Here is a 19,093-nt window from a genome sequence, read left to right on the forward strand (position 1 = left end):
GAGTACGGCTCGACGGGCGGTCCGTCGCCGCACTCCGCTGATCTTCCGGCCGTGACGCGAAGCCCCTCATCGTGCATACTCGACCCGCCGCAGCCGCTGGTCAGCCCCTACCGTGATCCGGGAGGGGCAGCGCAGGCTGCCGCCAGCACCGAACCCGGCGCCGCGTCCCACACCTGACGCGCCGCCGCCGTGCCCGATCAGGGAGGAGAGTGTCGCCATGACCGACCGCGCCCCGCAGCCGGTGGACCGTCAGCTGCCCACCGAGGAGTCCCGGGACCTCCTCGCACTCGTGCGGGAGATCGCCGCACGTGAGATCCGTCCGTCGGCCGCCGAGCAGGAAGAGGCCGGCCACTTCCCCCGCGAGGTCTTCCGGCTCCTTTCCGACTCGGGCCTGCTGGGCCTGCCGTACGGCGGCGAGTTCGGCGGCGGCGACCAGCCGTACGAGGTCTACCTCCAGGTCCTGGAGGAGCTGGCCGCGGCCCGGCTCACCGTCGGCCTCGGCGTCAGCGTGCACTCCCTCGCCTGCCACGGGCTCGCCGGCTTCGGCACCAAGGAGCAGCAGACCGCACACCTGCCCGCCATGCTGGGCGGCGGCCTGCTCGGCGCCTACTGCCTCTCCGAGCCCTCCTCCGGGTCCGACGCGGCCTCCCTGACCACCAAGGCGGTGCGCGACGGCGACGGCTGGGTGATCACCGGCACCAAGGCATGGATCACCCACGGCGGCATCGCCGACTTCTACACCGTGCTCGCCCGCACCGGCGGAGAGGGACCGAAGGGCATCACGGCCTTCCTGGTGCCCGGGGACGCGGAGGGCCTCTCGGCGGCCGTCCCCGAGAAGAAGATGGGCATGAAGGGCTCGCCCACCGCCCAGCTGCACTTCGACGGGGTGCGCGTACCGGACAGCCGGCGTATCGGCGAGGAGGGGCAGGGCTTCTCCATCGCACTGGCCGCCCTCGACGCCGGCCGCCTCGGCATCGCCGCCTGCGCGATCGGCGTCGCCCAGGCAGCTCTGGACGAGGCGCTCGGCTACGCCCTGGACCGCAAGCAGTTCGGCCGCCCGATCGCCGACTTCCAGGGCCTGCGCTTCATGCTGGCCGACATGGCCACCCGCATCGAGGCCGGACGGGCGCTGTACCTGGCCGCGGCCCGGCTGCGGGACGCGGGCAAGCCGTTCTCCCGCGAGGCGGCGATGGCCAAGCTGTTCTGCACCGACGCGGCCATGGCGGTGACCACGGACGCCGTCCAGGTCCTCGGCGGCTACGGCTACACCCAGGACTTCCCGGTCGAGCGGCTGATGCGCGAGGCCAAGGTCCTGCAGATCGTCGAGGGCACGAACCAGATCCAGCGGATGGTCATCGCCCGCCACCTGGCCGGCCCCGAGACGCGCTGACCCTCGCCACCGGCCGGCCCGCCCGGGCCTCAGATCCGCCAGAGCATCCACGGATCGTCGGCGCACCCCAGCTGAAGCGCCGGCTCCTTGGCGCGGGCGGCCACCCGCATCGCGGCGCGCTTGCCGCTGTTGCGGTTCACCAGCTGCCAGGCGGCGTGGGCGGGACGGTAGCGGAGGGTCCACACCTGGTCGGGGAAGAGACCGGACTCGTCGCCGCACAGGTACTGGGGTGACCGCGGCGGTCTCCGCGGTGTCGGCCGCGTCGACGGACAGGCACATCCCGCTGTGCCGGTTGCGGACCGAGTACAGGGTTCCGTCGTGGCCCGGGCCCTCGGCGGTGAGCTGCCAGGACTGTTCGGCTCCGGCACCGCAGCCCGCCTGGACCATGGGCTCGGCGGGCAGGGTGCTGCCGTCCGGGCTGCCGAGGCACAGCCGGCCGGCGGCATTGGAGAACCGCAGCCATCCCGCGGGAACCGGGGACGGTGCCGTCGGCCCGGCCGGCGGCGGACTGCTCGTGCCCGTCCCCGGGCCGGTGTCCGGCAGCGGGGCCGGGGCCGGGGGCGGCGCGGCCGGCGGCTGCGGCGACACGGGCGCGGAACCCGTGGGGCAGGCCGGCGCACCACAAGCCCGAAAGCCGACCATCACACGATCGAGCTAAACCGACCTCATGCGCACTTCTCAACCAGCAGGTGCCACCCCCTCCAGTGCCTCACCGACGCCCGATGCCCCCATGGCGTACCAGGCGTCCCGGGCCCCGAACGCCCCGGAGGCACCGGGGGTCTCCCAGGGGTCCCCGGCCGACGGTGACCGCATCCGTTCCCACAGGCGGAGCACCTGCTCCCGCTGGTCCTCCAGCGCACTGCCCACCCGTACCAGGGCCAGGCACACATCGGCGCCGGCCGGTCCGGTCCCCGCCGGCGGCCTCCGCCTCGGCCACCGCCCGCCCGTACGCCTCCCGTGCCGCCTCCCGCAGCGCCCACGCTGCGCCCAGCCGGTCGTACGCGCTGTCCAACGGCCCGGGATCCGCGGCGGCCGGTGGCGGCGCGAGCGGGGGAGCGGCCCGCTGCCGCAGCAGCATCGCGATGATCGCGAGCAGGCTCTCCACCAGCCGGCCCGACTCGGCGAGGTCCGCCTCCGTGCGCCGCAACGCCTCGCCCCGCTCCGGCGCGGGCCGGACCCGGGCCTCCGCGGTCAGGGCCTGGTCGTGCAGCCGCCGGGCCCGGCGCAGCATCGCCTCCCGTCCGCGAGCGTCGCGCAACCGGTCCCGGATGACGGCGTTGAGCCGGCCCAGCGGCACGATCCGGGTGCCCGAGCGGTATTCGCTCCAGAGGGTCCGGCCGCCCCCGTACCGCTCCGCCGGCTCCCGGACCGTCACCCCGTTCGTCAACTCGCGCGGAAGACCGGCGAGTGCGTTCGCCTCGTCCGTCGCTCCCCTGAGCGCCCCCTGAGGGCGGCATGGCTTCACCCTGATCCTCCCCGTTGTCCGCGGACAATCCCCGTTGTCCGCTCCGTGGTCCCGCTCCGGGCTGCGCCTCTTGCCTCCGGCCGGTCCGGTCAACGGCGGGCCGGGCCGGCGTGAGCCAACCGGTGCGGCCGGTCCGGCACGAGGCGGATTCACGCCTCATGGGCGGTCCGGGGCCGTGTCGCACGCGTTTCCGACGGAAGGACGAGGAAGCCATGAAACCGAGCAGGATCTTCCGGACCGGTGCGGCCGTGGGACTGCTGACCACGGCGCTGCTGGCCGGTACGGCGACCACGGCGAGCGCGAAGACCGGGGAGGAGTGGATCACGGCCAGTGCGCAGTGCCAGGCCGTCCAGAAGGTGATCCTCCAGAGCGGCCACGAGTACATGGCGGTCAACCCCAAGGTGAACAGCGGTGGTTGCCTGTGCGCGCTGTGGAGCCGGCGGACCAACAGTTACGTGTAGGGGCCGACGAGCGGCGGTGCTCAGTCCCCGTACATGTGGGACGGCCCCGACCAGTACATGTCGGCCTGTGTGTGGCCGGGCTTCGGCGGCTGGAAGTGCGGCACGGCGAACTGACGCACGAGGCCGGCGGTACTTCCGCCTGTTCCGGAGGACAGGGCCTAGTCGTCGAACAGCGGACCGCTGGGCCAGACGGGCGCCGTGGCGACACGGGCCCACTCCGGGTCCCGGTACCCCGGCACCGTCCGGCCCTCGTCGGCCCAGCGGACGACCAGGTCCCGGTAGATCGGCGGGTCGGCCGGGGGCGGCGTGGCCGACCGGGACGGAGGTGCGGGCGCGGGCTGCGTGCCCCGCCCGCCCGCGTCCTTCGCGGGCAAGGTCTGCTGAACCGTTTCTTCGTAGGGCGGAGGCGTCCCGTGCCGCCGTCTTCCCGTTGAAGCATCGAGCATGGTCATGCATGGGCCAACGCGGGGCGTGCGCCGGGGGTCACGGGGCGCATCTGTTCGGGGCCTCCCCGCCGCACGGGGGTCGGCGGGGAGGCGGGCGCCGGAGCGCACCGACCGCCGGGGCGCGGTCCGGGCGCGGTGCCGGGCGGGCGGGTGGGCGGCTGGTGTGCCTGCCCGCCCGGAGGTGAGGGTGGCGTGGCGTGCCGAAGTGTCAGCAAGTGACACGAGTCTGGCCGCACACAGGCTTTCTGACGTACCGTCATATCGCCGAGCCGCCCCCGCGCCCAGGAGGTTTGCCATGCCCGCGGACCGCCCCATCGCCCTGGACGAATACCCCGTCCACCAGGCCCCGCTCTCCATGAAGCACGTCGTCTCCGGCGACCGGAACGCCTACGACCGCTGCATCTTCCACGTCTTCGACCACGCCGGCCGCGCCGTCCTCATCCTCGGCCTCGGCGTCTACCCCAACACCGGGGTGATCGACGCCTACGCCACCCTCCGGACCGGCGACGAGCTCCTCGCCGTCCGCACCTCCGACGCCCTCACCGACGACCGGATGAACCTCTCCGTCGGCCCGCTCCGGATCACCGTGGACACCCCGCTCCGGCAGCTCGGCCTGCACTGCGACCCCGACCCCGCCGACCCCGACGGACTCTCCTTCGACATCACCTGGACCGCCGAGTTCCCGGCCGTCTGGGAACCCCACCACGTCCAGCGGCGCGGCGACCGCCTGATGCTGGAGGGCCGCAGGTTCGTCCAGGCCGGGAACGTCACCGGCACCATCCGCGCCGGGGGCGAGGAGTTCCGGCTGACCCCGGGGGAGTGGACCGGCACCCGCGACCGCAGCTGGGGCGTGCGCCCCATCCCCGGCGAGGACGGCGGACGCGCCGCCGAGGAACACCGCACCGAGGGCTTCCACTGGCTCTGGATCCCCGTCCGCTTCGAGGACCGCTTCCTCATGGTCATCACCCAGGAGGACGCCGACGGACACCGCACCCTCAACGAAGCCCTCCAGGTGTTCCCCGAGAGCGCGGGCCGCCACGACGTCCAGCTGGGCTGGCCCCACGCCGACATCGCCTACCGCAGCGGTACCCGCCACCCGGAACGCGCCGTCATCCACCTCACCGACCCGGCCTCCCGCAAGCCCCTCGAACTGGGCGTCGAGATCCTGAACTCCTCGCCGCTCGCCGTCGGCGCGGGCTACCCGCCCGCCGGCGACTGGCAGCACGGCAGCTGGCAGGGCCGCGGCTGGACCGACCGCCGCGTCTACGACCTCTCCGACCCGGCGGCCCACCCGATGGCCGCGTACGGCGTGACCGACCACTCCGCCCGCTTCACCCTCGACGGACGGACCGGCCACGGCATCTTCGAGCACGGCAGTTTCGGCCGCCACGACCCCAGCGGGTTCGCCGACTTCGGCTCCGTCGCCCCCTGACCGGCACGCCGCACACCTCCCAGAGAACCCAGAGATAGGGGCAGCATGGCAACGGCACCACGACCCCGCACCTCCACCCGGGACCCCGAAGAACTCGGCCGCCGCCTCACCGCCTGGCTGGACCACAAGCTCCCCGGCGCGACGGTCACCGGCATCTCCGTCCCCGGCTCCAACGGCATGTCCAGCGAGACCCTGCTCTTCGACATAGAGCATCCCGGCACCCCGGTGCGCGCCTGCGCCCTGCGGCTGGCCGCGGACCCGGCGGCGTATTCCGTCTTCCCGACTTACGACATGCCCCGCCAGCACCGGGTGATGAGCCTGGTGGCCCGGCACACGGACCTCCCCGTGCCGCGCGTGCAATGGCTGGAGGAGGACCACGCCCCGCTCGGCGCGCCCTTCTTCGTGATGGCCAGGGCCGAGGGGCGGGTCCCGCCGGACGTCATGCCCTACACCTACGAGGGCAACTGGCTGCACTCCGCCACCGACGCCCAGCGCGCAGAGCTCCAGGAGGAGAGCATCTCGCTGCTCGCCCGCCTGCACGACCAGTTCCCGGCCAAGGAGGCCGAGTTCCTCCTCCCCGACACCCCCGGCAGCCCGCTCCGCCGCCACGTCGGCGCCCAGCGCGCCTACTACGAGTGGGTGGTACGGGACCTCGCCCGGTCACCGCTCCTGGAATCCGCCTTCGACCGGCTGGAGGAACTCTGGCCCGCCGACGAGGGCGACCCCGTCCTCAACTGGGGCGACGCCCGCATCGGCAACGTGATCTACGAGAACGACGGATTCCGGCCGGTCGCCGTCCTGGACTGGGAGATGGCCGCCTGCGCCCCGCGCGAGGTCGACCTCGGCTGGACGGTCTACCTCCACCGCTTCTTCCAGGACCTCACCGTCGGCTTCGGCCAGCCCGGCCTGCCCGGCTTCCTGCGCCGCGAGGACCTGGAGCGCAGGTACGCGGAACTGACCGGGCACATCCCGCGCGACATGGAGTTCCACACCCTGTACGCGGCACTGCGGCACGGGATCGTGATGCTGCGGATCGCCTACCGGCAGGCCCACTTCGGTGAGGTCGAGGTCCCGGCGGACCCGGACGGCCTGATCCTGCACCACGGCAGCCTGGCCGCCATGGTGCAGGGCACCTACTGGTAGGGGTGAAGGCCCCCGAAGGGCCGGCGCGGACCCCCGGGACAGACGTCGGCAGCGGCGCGCCCGGCTGTCAGGGCGTCGGAAACCCGGCCCGCCGGCCCCTTCGGGGCCGCGACGGCCGTCAGGCCGCCTGGGCGTGCGCCTGGCGCACCTGCGGCGCGGGCTCCGCCACCAGCCGGACCGGACGCGAGCCGGGACCGCCCACGTGCGAGAACGGCTGCGTCCGCCAGTCAAGCCCCTGAGGGAGCGTCAGCACCGTGACGGGAGCGGGCTCCTGGAGCTCCACGGCGCCGATGGCCGGCAGCGCCTCGGCGACCGCGCGGCCCGTACCGGCACAGACGGTGAGCCCGAACGGGTTCCACGGGGACAGGCAGAGCGCGTGCTGCGGCAGGTGCTCCTCGTCGGCGACGAGGGCGATCGACTGGCCGCAGTCGGGGCAGGTCGCGTGGCGGATCTCGAACGGCTCGGCCTCGTCGAGGCAGTCGTCGTCCTCGGTGTCGAGCGGTTCGAATGGCTCCGGCTCGCTACGGCCGGTGCGCTTGGTGTTGGACATGGTTCTTACTCCCCCTTGGGTGGGCCGGGCGGGCATTCGGCCTCGGCCACGGCAAACACTTCCCGCCATGCCGCACGAGTAACCACGACACCCCCGCGGAGGGGTGCATACCCCTGTGGCATTCGTCACATGCCTGCCGCAGGTGCCACGTGCGGTGAGACGGTACTGGGCTTGGACCGCCCACGGGGCTTAGGTTGTGCGGCTATGAGCGCAATGGAGGAGTTGGACCGCCAGATCGTGGATCTGCTCGTGCGGGACGGGCGGATGAGCTACACGGACCTGGGCAAGGCCACGGGCCTGTCCACGTCGGCGGTCCACCAGCGAGTACGCCGCCTGGAACAGCGCGGCGTCATCCGCGGGTACGCGGCAGTCGTCGACCCCGAGGCCGTCGGGCTGCCCCTGACCGCCTTCATCTCGGTCAAACCGTTCGACCCCTCGGCCCCGGACGACATCGCCGACCGCCTGGCCGGCGTCCCGGAGATCGAGGCGTGCCACAGCGTCGCCGGCGACGAGAACTACATCCTCAAGGTCCGCGTGGCCACCCCGCTGGAGCTGGAAGACCTCCTCGGCCGCCTGCGCGCCCTCGCGGGCGTCTCGACCCGCACCACCGTCGTCCTGTCCACGCCGTACGAGTCCCGCCCGCCGAAGGTCTAGCAACCGGCTCAGCCCAGCTGGTTCAGCAGCTGGGCGAACGGGACGGTGGCGATGCCGCTGCCCTGGTCCACCAGGTCGATGCGGTCCTCGGGCCCGGGCTCCCAGGCGACCCTGACCGCCCCGTCCACGGGGGAGACGATCACGTTCATGTCTTCGCCCACCTCACTGTTCACACAGCGGATCGTCAGGACGTGGCGCGGCTTCCTCGTCACATCGATGAGACTGCTGTCGTAACGCAGCCGGCGAACCAGGAGATCGCCGGATCGGACGCGGGGTCCATCTCCCGGGGAACCCCGACCGGACCAGCCGCCGCCGCTCCCGCAGCGACCAGGCGCGCCCGACGGTCACCCGTCCACCCGCACCTCGCGCGGGCCGCGGACGTCCGGCGGGCCGACCACGGCCCGCTTCGGCTGGTTTCATGGCGCCGGGCTCCCCGCCCGGCACCGGCCCGCACACCCGGCCACTCCGGCCGACCCCGCGCCGATCGGGTGTCCGCCAGGGGGGAGACTGGTCCCCATGACCTCTGGCGCGACCCCGCACAACGACCACGACCCCGCCACCGCCCCGGCCCCGGCCACCCGAACCGTGCTGCTGCGCGGCGGTGACGTCCACAGCCCCGCCGACCCCTTCGCCACCGCGATGGTCGTCGAGCGCGGCCACATCGCGTGGGTCGGCTCCGAAGGCGCAGCCGACGCCTTCGCCCAGGGCGTCGACGAGGTCGTCGACCTCGACGGCGCACTCGTCACCCCCGCTTTCACCGACGCGCACGTGCACACCACCTCCGCCGGCCTCGCCCTGACCGGGCTGGACCTGACCCGGGCCGCCTCGCTCACCGAGGCCCTGGACCTCGTACGGGCCCACGCCGAGCGGCGGCCCGCGGACCGGGTGCTCCTCGGCCACGGCTGGGACGCCGCCCGCTGGCCCGAGCGGCGCGCCCCGCACCGGGAGGAGCTGGACCGCGCGACCGGCGGACGCCCCCTGTACCTGAGCCGGATCGACGTGCACTCCGCGGTGGTCACCACCACCCTGCTCGACCAGGTCACCGGGATCCGCGGGACCGCCGGCTTCCGCGAGGGCGAGCCGCTGACCCGGGATGCCCACCACGCCGTCCGCGCGGCCGCCTTCGCCGCGGTCACCCCCGCGCAGCGGGAGGAGGCGCAGCGCACCGCGCTCCGGCACGCCGCCTCCCTGGGCATCGGATCCGTCCACGAGTGCGGCGGGCCGGAGATCTCGTCCCCCGAGGACTTCACCGGCCTGCTGGCCCTCGCCGGAGCGGAGCCGGGGCCGCGGGTGTTCGGCTACTGGGCCGACCGGGACCTGGAGCTGGCCCGCCGGCTCGGAGCCGTCGGAGCGGCCGGGGACCTGTTCGTGGACGGCGCCCTCGGGTCGCACACCGCCTGCCTGCACGCCCCGTACGCCGACGCCGCCCACACCGGCACCGGGTACCTGGACGCGTCGGCCGTCGCGGACCACGTCGCCGCCTGCACCGAGGCCGGGCTGCAGGCCGGCTTCCACGCCATCGGGGACGCCGCGATCGGTTCCGTGGTCGAAGGGGTCCGGGCCGCCGCCGAGAAGGTGGGCCTGGCCCGGATCCGCGCGGCCCGGCACCGGGTGGAGCACGCCGAGATGATGACCCCGGAGACCATCGCGGCCTTCGCCGAGCTGGGTCTCACCGCCTCCGTCCAGCCCGCCTTCGACGCGAACTGGGGCGGCGAGGACGGCATGTACGCAGACCGGCTGGGTGCGGAGCGTGCCCGCACGCTCAACCCCTTCGCCGCGATGCTCAAGGCGGGCGTGCCGCTGGCCTTCGGCTCGGACGCACCGGTCACCGACCTCGACCCGTGGGGCACGGTCCGGGCCGCGGCCTTCCACCGCACGCCCGAGCACCGGATCTCCGTCCGGGCCGCCTTCACCGCGCACACCCGGGGCGGCTGGCGGGCCCTCGGCCGGGACGACGCGGGCGTGCTGGTGCCGGGCGCACCCGCCGACTACGCGGTGTGGCGGACTTCCGAGCTGGTCGTCCAGGCCCCGGACGACCGGGTGGCCCGCTGGTCCACCGACCCCCGGTCCGGCACCCCGGGGCTGCCCGACCTGACTCCCGGGGAGGACCTTCCGGTGTGCCTGGCGACGGTGGTCGGCGGCCACGAGGTCTTCGTGCGCGACCGGGACTGATCCCGGGGGAGGTCTCCGGCGGATCCGGCCCGGATCCGCCGGACACCCCTTTAGAGTGGGTACGGCAGGACGCACGAGGTACCTAAGGGGAATCAGTGAGCGACGGCGGGGAGCGGCGGTACGGGCCGCTCGGTACGGCTCTGGTGATCATTCCGACCTACAACGAGGCGGAGAACATCGGGCCGATCGTCTCCCGGGTGCGCGCGGCGGTGCCGGACGCGCACGTGCTGGTCGCCGACGACAACAGCCCCGACGGCACCGGCAAGCTGGCCGACGAGCTGGCCGCGGAGGACGACCACGTCCACGTGCTGCACCGGAAGGGCAAGGAAGGCCTCGGCGCGGCCTACCTGGCCGGCTTCGCCTGGGGCCTGGAGCACGGCTACGGCGTGCTGGTGGAGATGGACGCCGACGGCTCCCACCAGCCCGAGGAACTGCCCCGGCTGCTGACCGCGCTCAAGGGCGCGGACCTGGTGCTCGGCTCCCGCTGGGTGCCGGGCGGCCGGGTGGTGAACTGGCCCAGGCACCGCGAGTTCCTCTCGCGGGGCGGGTCGACGTACTCCCGGCTGATGCTGGACGTGCCGATCCGCGACGTGACGGGCGGCTACCGGGCCTTCCGGCGGGAGACGCTCGAAGGGCTGGGCCTGGACGAGGTCGCCTCGGCCGGCTACTGCTTCCAGGTCGACCTGGCCCGGCGGGCCGTGCGGAAGGGCTTCCACGTGGTGGAGGTCCCGATCACTTTCGTCGAGCGTGAGTTCGGCGACAGCAAGATGAGCAAGGACATCGTGGTCGAGGCCCTGTGGCGGGTCACCACCTGGGGCCTGTCCACCCGCGCGGCCAAGCTGGGCATTCCGGGCACGGGCCCGCGCGGCGGCCGGGGCTGACGAAGCGGGAGCCGGACGGGACCCGTAGGGGTCGGACCGTTCTCCGGGCCGACGGCGGGTTTACGGGGCACTTGGCACACTTGGGGTATGACGACCCCCGCTTCGACGGCCCGACGGCGCCCGGCGCGCCCCCGTACCTTCCTCCCGCTGGCCATCGCCGCCTGGCTGGTCCTCGAGATCTGGCTGCTCGGGGTGGTGGCCGACTGGATCGGCGGGCCGGCGGTGGTGGCGCTGCTCGCGGCCGGACTGGTGCTGGGCGTGGTGGTCATCAAGCGGGCCGGACGGCGGGCGTTCAAGAACCTGCAGTCCACGTTCCAGCAGGCACAGGCCGGTCAGCCGCCCGCGGCACCCGCCGCCGGCTCCGGCAAGGGGTCGGGCAACGGCATGACGATGCTGGCGGGCCTGCTGCTGATCCTGCCGGGCCTGCTGTCCGACGTGGCCGGCCTGCTGCTGTTGCTCCCGCCGGTGCGTGCCGTGGTGGGCCGCCGCTTCGAGCGGATGCTGGAGAAGAAGGTCGCCGCGGCCCCGGCCGGCTCCTTCGGCGACGCCTACCGGCAGACCCGTATCCACTACCCCGACGGCAAGGTCGTCCAGGGCGAGGTCGTCCGCGAGGACACCCCGCCGGCCCCGGACCCGAACCGCCCGCCGCTGACGCCCTGACGCTCGGCCGATCTGAGGGCATGACAAAGCCCGTGGGGCCCCGCACCTGGGAAGGTGAGGGGCCCCACGGGCTTTGTGCGTTACGCGGACTTCCGGCTGTCCCGCGGATGCACGGCAATGTTCATGGCCCCGGAGCGCAGGACGGCCAGCCGTTCGGCCAGCACCTCCTCGAGCTCCTCGCGGGTGCGCCGCTCCATGAGCATGTCCCAGTGCGTTCGCGCGGGCTTGCCCTTCTTCTCTTCGGGCCCGTCCCCGTCCACCAGGAGTGCCTGGGCGCCGCACGCCTTGCACTCCCACTCCGGCGGAATCTCCGCCTCAACCGAGAACGGCATCTCAAATCGATGTCCGTTCTGGCATGCGTACTCCACCGCCTGGCGCGGGGCCAGATCGATGCCGCGGTCCGTCTCGTAGCTGGTAACCACGAGGCGCGTACCGCGGAGAGCTCGCTCACTCATGAATCGTGCCTCCCGGGCTTGTCGCCCACAGGACAGGTGTCGCTGTCGTCGTCATCCGGTCAACGTCCGGTCGGCGGTATAGATTCCCGCTCCGGGTGATGCGTCGCCCGTCGTGCCGCCCCTTGTTGTACCCACCAATGCCCGTTTTGTCACATCTGGCAGCAGATGTCACCCAACGTCTTCACTTCTTCAACACGCAGTAACGGTCCGCCTGGCAGGCCAAAGGCGTACACTACCGCCCTTTTAGTTTGACGTCTAAATCCGTACGTCAGATCCGGGACGGAACGGGATTTCCCGCCGCTTCCACCGCCCGGCGGACCGGCACCCGGGCCAGCAGGACGAAGCCGAGTGCGAAGAAGATCACCAGCGAGATGATCGCATCGCGGTAGCTCCCGGTCAGCTGGTAGGTCAGGCCGAACACCAGCGGCCCGATCCAGGACACCCCGCGGTCGCTGATCTCGTACGCGGAGAAGTACTCGGCCTCCTTGCCGCGCGGCACCAGGTGCGAGAACAGCGAGCGGGACAGCGCCTGGCTGCCGCCCAGGACCAGACCGATCGCCGAGGCCAGCACGAAGAACCACAGCGGGGTCCGGGCCGGCAGGAAGTATCCGGCGGCCAGGGTCACGGTCCACGCGGCGAGCGACCCGAGGATCGTGCGCTTGGCCCCGAAGCGGAGGGCCAGCCGCCCCATGCCCAGCGCCCCCGCCACCGCCAGGACCTGGACCAGCAGCACGGCCACGATCAGGGTGGACTGCTCCAGCTCCAGTTCCTCGGAGCCGTAGACCGACGCCTGGGAGATGACCGTCTGCACGCCGTCGTTGTAGATCAGGTACGCGAGCAGGAACGACAGGGTCAGCGGGTGCCGGCGCATGTCCTTGAGGGTGGCCACCAGCTGCTTCCAGCCGGTGCCGACGGCGGCGGCCCCCGGGTCGCGGACCACCGCCCGGTCGCGCAGCCGCCGCAGCGGGATGATCGCGAACGCGCCCCACCACACGCCCGCCGAGGCCAGGCAGATCCGGACCGCCGTCCCCTCGGACAGCCCGAAGGACTCGTGCCCCTGGAACAGCACCAGGTTCAGGATGAGGACGAAAGCGCCCGAGGTGTAGCCGAAGGCCCAGCCCCGGGACGAGACCGCGTCCCGCTCGTCCGGCTCCGCGATCTGCGGCAGATAGGCGTTGTACAGCACCATCGAGACGGCCAGCGAGGCGTTGGCCACGACCAGCAGCAGACCGCCCAGCAGATAGCGGTCGCCGCCCAGCAGGAACATCCCGGCCGTCGCCGCCGCCCCCGTGTACGCGGCCGCCGCCAGCAGCGGCTTCTTCCGGCCCGTACGGTCGGCCAGCGCCCCGACCAGCGGCATCAGCAGCACCGCCACGATCACCGACACGGACACCGAGTAGGCGAAGAAGGAACCCGCCCGCACCGGGATGCCCAGCGGGTGCACGAACCCCTCGGCGTCCGCGGCCTCCTTGGCCACGGCCGTCAGATACGGCCCGAGGAACACCGTGAGCACGCTCGTCGAATAGACGGAGCAGGCGAAGTCGTAGAAGTACCAGCCGCGCTGCTCGCGTACGCGCTCGGCTCTGCCGGCCTCGTCGGCCGCCTCGTCGGTGGTCTGCGCGCTCACTTCCGGCCCCCTTTGTGCTCTGTGCGGGCCTACGCCCAGGCCCCGCGCCGGTCCAGGACCGTGCGCAGGATGTCGATCCGGTCCGTCATGATGCCATCGACGCCCAGGTCGAGCAGAGCCTCCATGCGTTGCGGTTCGTTCACGGTCCACACGTGTACCTGCAGGCCGCGTTCGTGCGCCGTTCGCACGAACCGCCCGTCCACCACGCGGATGCCGCCCTGGCTCTCCGGCACCTGCGCCGCCACCGCGCCCACGCGCAGCGCGGCCGGGATCGCGTACGAGCGCAGCCGCAGGCCGACGACCCCCGCCACGCCGTACGAGGTGGCCAGGCGCGGGCCGGCCAGCCGGTGCGCCCGGGCCACCCGGCGCTCCGAGAACGAGCCCACGCAGACCCGGTCCCACAGCGCGCGGCGGGCGATCAGGTTCACCAGCGGGTGCAGGGCGGACTCGTCCTTGATGTCGATGTTCCAGCGGGCGTCCGGGAACTCGTCGAGGAGGTCCTCGAACAGCGGCAGCGGCTCGCTTCCCCCCACCCTGGCCTCCCGCACCCGGGCCCAGGGCAGCCGGGAGATCCGGCCCGTGCCGTCGGTCACCCGGTCCAGGGTCGCGTCGTGGAACGCCACCAGCTTCCCGTCCTGCGTGGCGTGCACATCGGTCTCGAAGTACCGGTAGCCCGCTTCGGCGGCGCGCCGGAAGGCGGCTGCGGTGTTCTCCAGGCCGTCCGCCGCCCCGCCGCGGTGCGCGAACGGAATGGGAGCCGGATGGTCCAGATACGGATGGAGGAGGCGTACGTGCGTCACGGCCGCAGTATGCACCCCGGGAACGGCATCCCGGTGACATGGCGGGGACGGGTGGGGTTCGGGAGGGGGCCGGGCGGGGTCGGGACGGGGTCGGGCGGGCTCGGGAGGGCTCGGGAGGGGCCCGGCAGAGTCCGTCCGGTGCGGCTCCCGCCCGGTGCGGCTCCTGCCGCCGAAAGCGATTCGGCGGCCGGGCGGCTGGTGCGCGCGGACCGGCCCGTGCGAGTCTGGTCACCGCAGGACCAATCCAATTACCGGCCGGACCCCGGCCGGACATGGCCAATCCGAGAAGGTGGACCGGACAGCATGGCTCAGTGGACCTCCGCCGTGGGCGCGACCCAGCTCGCCCGGCTGATCACCTCGCAGCAGCCGCGGCCCGCCGTACCGGGCGCCAAGAAGCCGCCCGCCTACCGTGCGCTGGCCGACGGCATCCGCCTGCTGGTCCTGGAGGGCCGGGTTCCGGTCGCCGCCCGGCTGCCCGCCGAACGCGAGCTCGCCGTCTCCCTCGCCCTGTCCCGGACCACCGTCGCCGCCGCGTACGAAGCGCTGCGCACCGAGGGCTTCCTGGAGTCCCGGCGCGGCGCCGGCAGCTGGACCTCCGTACCGGCCGGCAACCCGCTGCCCGCCCGCGGTCTGGAACCGCTGCCGCCCGAGGCCCTCGGGTCGATGATCGACCTCGGCTGCGCCGCCCTGCCGGCCCCCGAACCGTGGCTGACCCGGGCGGTCCAGGGCGCGCTGGAGGAACTCCCGCCGTACGCCCACACCCACGGGGACTACCCGGCCGGGCTGCCGGCCCTGCGGCGGATGCTCGCCGACCGCTACACCGAGCGCGGCATACCGACCATGCCGGAACAGATCATGGTCACCACGGGCGCGATGGGCGCGATCGACGCGATCTGTCACCTCTTCGCGGGGCGCGGCGAACGGATCGCCGTCGAGTCCCCTTCGTATGCCAACATCCTCCAGCTGATGCGGGAGGCCGGGGTCCGGCTGGTGCCGGTCGCCATGTCCGACGGGCTGGCCGGCTGGGACCTGCCGACCTGGCGGCAGGTGCTCCGGGACGCCGCGCCGCGCCTGGCCTACGTGGTCGCGGACTTCCACAACCCGACGGGCGCGCTGGCGACGGACGAGCAGCGCCGCGCGATGGTGGACGCGGCGAAGTCGGCCGGCACGGTCCTGATCGCCGACGAGACGATGGCGGAGCTCCAGCTCGACCCCGGCCCGGAGATGCCGCGGCCGATGTGCTCCTTCGACCGTGCGGGCAGCACGGTGATCACGGTCGGCTCGGCCAGTAAGGCCTTCTGGGCGGGCATGCGGATCGGCTGGGTGCGGGCCGCGCCCGACGTCATCCGCAGCCTGGTCGCGGCCCGCGCGTACGCCGACCTGGGCACGCCGGTGCTGGAGCAGCTGGCGGTGAACTGGCTGATGCGGACCGGAGGCTGGACGGAGGCGGTGGAGCTGCGCCGCGCCCAGGCCCGCGAGAACCGCGACGCCCTGGTGGCGGCGGTCCGCCGCGAGCTCCCGGACTGGGAGTTCTCCGTCCCCCGGGGCGGCCTCACCCTGTGGGCCCGGGCGGGCGGCCTGTCCGGCTCCCGGCTGGCCGAGGCGGGCGAACGCGTCGGCGTCCGGGTCCCTTCCGGGCCGCGCTTCGGCGTGGACGGCGCCTTCGAGGGCTATGTCCGGCTGCCCTTCACCGTGGGCGGCCCGGTGGCCGAAGAAGCGGCCGTCCGTCTCGCGGCCGCCGCCCGTCTGGTCGCCACCGGAGCTCCCACGGGCACATTCGAACCCTCCCGCGCCTTCGTCGCCTGACCCCCCGCTCCGCCCACGCCGCCGTGTGGGCGGGCGTGCCGTTGCCCCGGCCGTGGCCGGCGGGACGGCCACGCAGCCACCGCCGTGTGGGCAGGCGGGCCGTACCGCGCCGTGTGGGCAGGCGTGCCGCAGGGCGGCACGGGTGGGCACACGGCACACCGGCCCGCGCCGGACGCGCAGCGTGTCCCCGCACCCCGACCCCGCACACGGGGTCGGCCCCCCATCCGGGCGGAGCCGGGGGCGGCCAAGCCACCGCCCGGGCCCGGGGGCAGCGGCTACGGCCGAGCCGGGCCAAGGCTTCGGCGGGGCAGGAGCGTTGCCTGCGGAGCGGCGTTCCGGTGTGCCCACCCTCCCCCAAGCTCTCGGCTTCGCTCGAGCAGGGGGGACCCCCATCGCCCTGCGGAACGCCTGCCCACACCTTTCGCGGAGCCGCGCCCACACCTTCGGCGGGGCCGCGCCCGCACCTTCGGCGGAGGCGGCGCCCAGGCCTCGGCGGAGCCGCGTCGGCTGCGGGGTGGTCGCCCCGCCCGGGAGGGCTACGGCGCTTCGGCCGCGGCGTCGGCGGGGGCCGGCGCCTGAGCCGGCGGACCCGCCAGGGACTTCGTGACGGTGCCGCCCCCGCCGGGGCACCGCTCCGGGAGCAGCCCCAGCACCGCGTCCCGCGCCGCCCCCGCCACCCCGTCGTCGTACGGGTCCGGCGTCACCGGCACCTGGAGCCGGTGCACCGGCCCCGCCCCCAGCCGCGCGTACCCGCGCCCGGCCGGCACCTCCACCGTCGGCGTCGTGTGCGGCGGCAGCCCCAGCACTCCCGTGATCTGCGGGATCGAGGCCGCCCCCAGCACCACCCGGGCCCGGGTGTGCGCCCACACGGCCTCACTCAGCAGCTCCAGCTGGTCGAAGTGCTCGGCCACCACCACCGTGACGTTCACCGACCGCCCGTGCCGCAACGGCACCTGCAGCAGCGCGAACGGATCACCCCGCCCGTCGCCCTCCGCCGCAGAGGCAGCCGCCAGGTGCCCCAGCACGCTCGGCCGGTCCAGCAGCAGCCACAGCGGCCGCCGGGTGTCCTCCGGCGCCGGCCGCCCCGCCTGCCGCGCCCGGTTCGTGGCGATCAGCCGCCGCTCGGTCTCGTGCGCGACCCACTCCAGGGTCGCCCGGGCCCCGCCCGGCCCGCACTCCACCGCCAGCACGCCGGCCCGGCCGGTCAGACAGGTGTACTCCCCGCTTCCCCCGCCCTCCACGATCAGCACGCCCGCCCCGTGGTGCAGCGCCTGCAGCGCGATCGACCGCAGCAGGGTCGACGTACCGCTGCCCGGCTGGCCCACGGCCAGCAGGTGCGGTTCGGTCGCCCGCGGACCCGTGCGCCAGATCACCGGCGGCACGTCCCGCATCTCCGCCCCGTCCAGCACCGGCAGCGTCCGCTGCACGCCGCCGGCGTCGGTGAAGCCGAGCACGGTCTCCCCGGGGGAGGTGACGAACCGCTGCGCGGCGATGCCGGCCGGCAGCGGCGGGAGCACGCTGAGGTCGAGGGTGTTGCCCTCCTCGTCCCAGTCGAAGAGGTACTCGCGGCCCCGACCGGACTTCGCGTGCAGCAGGGCCTCGATCCGGGCCCGGGAGTCGGACTCGCCGTCGGTGAAGTACGCGGGGTAGCGGATCCGGAGCCGGGTGAGCCGGCCCGCGGCATCGAACTCGTACCCGCTGAAGACCTTGTCCCAGCCGCTGCCGTGGGCGAACAGCGGAGCGGGGTCCTCAGGGATGGAGAAGTACGGGACCAGGGCCTCGTACAGCGAACCGAGCCGCTCCGCCTCGGCCTCGCCCGGCCCGGTGCCGGCCGGGGTGCGGTCGCGCCCCTGCCAGGCGGCCGCCCCCATCAGCGCGATCAGCGAGAGCAGTGGTCCGTACGGCATCAGCGCCAGCACCAGCACGCAGGCCGCGCCGAAGAACAGCGCGGGACCGCGCTTGTCCTTGGGGGTGTCGGACCACTTGCGCCGCCCGGTGGCGGCCAGTACGCGCAGCCCGCGCCCGATGACGAGGAGCGGATGGAGGACGTCCGTGGCGTTGTCGGCAGCGGTTCTCGCGAGATCGCGGCCCCGGGCCAGCGACGCGTTGCCGTGCTGGAGGATGCGGGGAAGTGGGCGCCTGGCCACGGGCGTCTCCTGGAGTGGGGCGGGGCCGGTCAGAGCTTGATGCCGCCGAGCAGGCTGGCGAGGCTCGCCGTACTCGCGGTGATGCTCGGCGCGATCGCGGAGCCCGCGAGGAAGAAGCCGAAGAGGGAGCAGACGAAGGCGTGGGTCAGCTTCATCCCGTCCTTCTTGAAGAAGAGGAAGCAGATGATGCCGAGCAGGACGACGCCCGAGATGGAAAGGACCATGGCAGGTTCTCCCGGTGGAGTGGACGGTGGGGACAGTCACCATCAGTTCCCCCTACCTCACAGGAAGTATCAATGCGACAACAGGTGCATCCGGGTGAATTGCCGGATTTTTCACTTGCCCGGACGAACCGGAGCGGCGCATCGGACCCGGGCCCCCGCACGGGTGGTTACGGCCAGTAAGCTGGCGCATCATCCGAACGGACGACGCAGGTGAAAGGCGGTACGGCAGCATGAGCGAGACCCCCGAAAACGTCCCGGGCGCCCCGGACGAGGACGTCATCGAGCTGGCGACCAAGATCTTCGACATGGCCCGGCAGGGCGACACCGCCACCCTGGTCGCCTACCTCGACGCGGGCGCCCCGGCGAACCTGACCAACGACCGCGGCGACACCCTCGTCATGCTCGCCGCCTACCACGGCCACGCCGATACCGTCGCGGCCCTCCTGGAGCGCGGCGCCGAGGCCGACCGGGCCAACGACCGCGGCCAGACCCCGCTCGCCGGAGCCGTGTTCAAGGGCCAGGAAGCCGTCATCAGGGCCCTGCTCGACGCCGGAGCGGACCCGGCCGCCGGCACCCCTTCCGCCGTCGACACGGCCCGCATGTTCGGCAAGGCCGACCTGCTCAAGCTCTTCGGAGCCGAGTAGTCCGCTTTTTCGGGGGGTGACGGGCCGGTAACGGCCCGCTGATGGCCCGTTCCGGGCTCGGACCTGATCGCGACTTGATCCCGGGTTGGTCACGGCGGCCGTAAATGTGGTCGCGGCACACAAACCGGCTGGGCCA

At 73.6% G+C, this 19,093-nt stretch carries 20 protein-coding genes and 1 pseudogene; 10 read left to right on the plus strand and 11 right to left on the minus strand.

The genetic code is table 11. The features are described 5' to 3' along the window. Positions 1-217 precede the first annotated feature (217 nt). Positions 218-1,390: an acyl-CoA dehydrogenase family protein gene (locus ACGFQ9_RS31915; RefSeq protein WP_393578671.1), complete on the plus strand. Its 1,173-nt coding sequence runs from the start codon at positions 218-220 to the stop codon at positions 1,388-1,390. Positions 1,391-1,419: 29 nt separating this feature from the next. Here the strand turns inward: ACGFQ9_RS31915 and ACGFQ9_RS31920 are convergent, their stop codons facing one another. The 3 genes and pseudogenes from ACGFQ9_RS31920 to ACGFQ9_RS31930 form a co-directional block, all read right to left on the minus strand. After that, positions 1,420-1,575: a hypothetical protein gene (locus tag ACGFQ9_RS31920; protein ID WP_393578673.1), complete on the minus strand. Its 156-nt coding sequence runs from the start codon at positions 1,573-1,575 to the stop codon at positions 1,420-1,422. Between the two features lie 58 nt (positions 1,576-1,633). Continuing rightward, a pseudogene (locus tag ACGFQ9_RS31925) lies at positions 1,634-2,032 on the minus strand (RICIN domain-containing protein); the annotation flags it as partial. Positions 2,033-2,099: 67 nt separating this feature from the next. Further along, a complete protein-coding gene (locus tag ACGFQ9_RS31930; RefSeq protein WP_393578675.1) occupies positions 2,100-2,855 on the minus strand; it encodes a hypothetical protein in 756 nt (251 codons plus the stop codon). A gap of 212 nt (positions 2,856-3,067) precedes the next feature. On the opposite strand from ACGFQ9_RS31930, the gene ACGFQ9_RS31935 reads away from it, so the two are divergent. Beyond that, complete coding sequence (locus ACGFQ9_RS31935; RefSeq protein ID WP_393578676.1) at positions 3,068-3,316, plus strand: hypothetical protein; 249 nt, start codon at positions 3,068-3,070, stop codon at positions 3,314-3,316. 158 nt (positions 3,317-3,474) lie between these two features. On the opposite strand, the gene ACGFQ9_RS31940 is transcribed toward ACGFQ9_RS31935, so the two are convergent. Continuing rightward, positions 3,475-3,690, minus strand: coding sequence for a hypothetical protein (locus tag ACGFQ9_RS31940; protein WP_393578678.1), 216 nt, complete (start codon positions 3,688-3,690; stop codon positions 3,475-3,477). Positions 3,691-4,057: 367 nt separating this feature from the next. On the opposite strand from ACGFQ9_RS31940, the gene ACGFQ9_RS31945 reads away from it, so the two are divergent. Together ACGFQ9_RS31945 and ACGFQ9_RS31950 are read left to right on the plus strand one after the other, a co-directional pair. Next, complete coding sequence (locus tag ACGFQ9_RS31945) at positions 4,058-5,194, plus strand: hypothetical protein (protein ID WP_393578680.1); 1,137 nt, start codon at positions 4,058-4,060, stop codon at positions 5,192-5,194. A 45-nt stretch (positions 5,195-5,239) separates the two neighbouring features. After that, on the plus strand, positions 5,240-6,337 hold the full coding sequence (locus tag ACGFQ9_RS31950) for a phosphotransferase family protein (RefSeq protein ID WP_393578682.1): 1,098 nt from the start codon (positions 5,240-5,242) through the stop codon (positions 6,335-6,337). 118 nt (positions 6,338-6,455) lie between these two features. On the opposite strand, the gene ACGFQ9_RS31955 is transcribed toward ACGFQ9_RS31950, so the two are convergent. Continuing rightward, positions 6,456-6,887: a hypothetical protein gene (locus tag ACGFQ9_RS31955; RefSeq protein ID WP_393578684.1), complete on the minus strand. Its 432-nt coding sequence runs from the start codon at positions 6,885-6,887 to the stop codon at positions 6,456-6,458. Between the two features lie 213 nt (positions 6,888-7,100). On the opposite strand from ACGFQ9_RS31955, the gene ACGFQ9_RS31960 reads away from it, so the two are divergent. Next, positions 7,101-7,541, plus strand: coding sequence for an Lrp/AsnC family transcriptional regulator (locus tag ACGFQ9_RS31960; protein WP_393578742.1), 441 nt, complete (start codon positions 7,101-7,103; stop codon positions 7,539-7,541). 8 nt (positions 7,542-7,549) lie between these two features. Here the strand turns inward: ACGFQ9_RS31960 and ACGFQ9_RS31965 are convergent, their stop codons facing one another. Continuing rightward, positions 7,550-7,714, minus strand: a complete 165-nt coding sequence (locus ACGFQ9_RS31965) for a hypothetical protein (protein WP_393578685.1) — start codon at positions 7,712-7,714, stop codon at positions 7,550-7,552. Between the two features lie 343 nt (positions 7,715-8,057). Here ACGFQ9_RS31965 and ACGFQ9_RS31970 point away from each other — a divergent pair, with 343 nt between their 5' ends. From ACGFQ9_RS31970 to fxsA, 3 genes are all read left to right on the plus strand, one after another. Continuing rightward, a complete protein-coding gene (locus tag ACGFQ9_RS31970; protein ID WP_393578687.1) occupies positions 8,058-9,713 on the plus strand; it encodes an amidohydrolase in 1,656 nt (551 codons plus the stop codon). Positions 9,714-9,808: 95 nt separating this feature from the next. Next, on the plus strand, positions 9,809-10,594 hold the full coding sequence (locus ACGFQ9_RS31975; RefSeq protein ID WP_393578689.1) for a polyprenol monophosphomannose synthase: 786 nt from the start codon (positions 9,809-9,811) through the stop codon (positions 10,592-10,594). 87 nt (positions 10,595-10,681) lie between these two features. Further along, positions 10,682-11,254: an FxsA family membrane protein gene (gene fxsA, locus ACGFQ9_RS31980; protein ID WP_393578691.1), complete on the plus strand. Its 573-nt coding sequence runs from the start codon at positions 10,682-10,684 to the stop codon at positions 11,252-11,254. 80 nt (positions 11,255-11,334) lie between these two features. Here the strand turns inward: fxsA and ACGFQ9_RS31985 are convergent, their stop codons facing one another. From ACGFQ9_RS31985 to ACGFQ9_RS31995, 3 genes are all read right to left on the minus strand, one after another. Continuing rightward, positions 11,335-11,709 (minus strand): RNA polymerase-binding protein RbpA, encoded by a 375-nt coding sequence (locus tag ACGFQ9_RS31985; RefSeq protein ID WP_003959706.1) that lies wholly within the window; start codon positions 11,707-11,709, stop codon positions 11,335-11,337. A 268-nt stretch (positions 11,710-11,977) separates the two neighbouring features. Beyond that, positions 11,978-13,336, minus strand: a complete 1,359-nt coding sequence (locus ACGFQ9_RS31990; protein WP_393578693.1) for an MFS transporter — start codon at positions 13,334-13,336, stop codon at positions 11,978-11,980. 29 nt (positions 13,337-13,365) lie between these two features. After that, positions 13,366-14,136: a glycerophosphodiester phosphodiesterase gene (locus tag ACGFQ9_RS31995; RefSeq protein WP_393578695.1), complete on the minus strand. Its 771-nt coding sequence runs from the start codon at positions 14,134-14,136 to the stop codon at positions 13,366-13,368. Positions 14,137-14,439: 303 nt separating this feature from the next. On the opposite strand from ACGFQ9_RS31995, the gene ACGFQ9_RS32000 reads away from it, so the two are divergent. Continuing rightward, positions 14,440-15,942 (plus strand): PLP-dependent aminotransferase family protein, encoded by a 1,503-nt coding sequence (locus ACGFQ9_RS32000; protein ID WP_393578697.1) that lies wholly within the window; start codon positions 14,440-14,442, stop codon positions 15,940-15,942. A 536-nt stretch (positions 15,943-16,478) separates the two neighbouring features. Here the strand turns inward: ACGFQ9_RS32000 and ACGFQ9_RS32005 are convergent. Together ACGFQ9_RS32005 and ACGFQ9_RS32010 are read right to left on the minus strand one after the other, a co-directional pair. Continuing rightward, the gene (locus ACGFQ9_RS32005; RefSeq protein WP_393578698.1) at positions 16,479-18,089 is read right to left on the minus strand and encodes a hypothetical protein; all 1,611 of its coding nucleotides are present in this window, start codon (positions 18,087-18,089) and stop codon (positions 16,479-16,481) included. A gap of 29 nt (positions 18,090-18,118) precedes the next feature. Further along, the gene (locus ACGFQ9_RS32010; protein WP_030031218.1) at positions 18,119-18,313 is read right to left on the minus strand and encodes a hypothetical protein; all 195 of its coding nucleotides are present in this window, start codon (positions 18,311-18,313) and stop codon (positions 18,119-18,121) included. A 230-nt stretch (positions 18,314-18,543) separates the two neighbouring features. On the opposite strand from ACGFQ9_RS32010, the gene ACGFQ9_RS32015 reads away from it, so the two are divergent. Continuing rightward, positions 18,544-18,957 carry an ankyrin repeat domain-containing protein gene (locus tag ACGFQ9_RS32015; RefSeq protein ID WP_393578699.1) on the plus strand — a complete coding sequence of 138 codons (414 nt, stop codon included), beginning with the start codon at positions 18,544-18,546 and terminating at the stop codon, positions 18,955-18,957. Positions 18,958-19,093 lie beyond the last annotated feature (136 nt).

This window comes from Streptomyces sp. NPDC048603 (assembly GCF_043199475.1).
GTDB lineage: Bacteria > Actinomycetota > Actinomycetes > Streptomycetales > Streptomycetaceae > Streptomyces.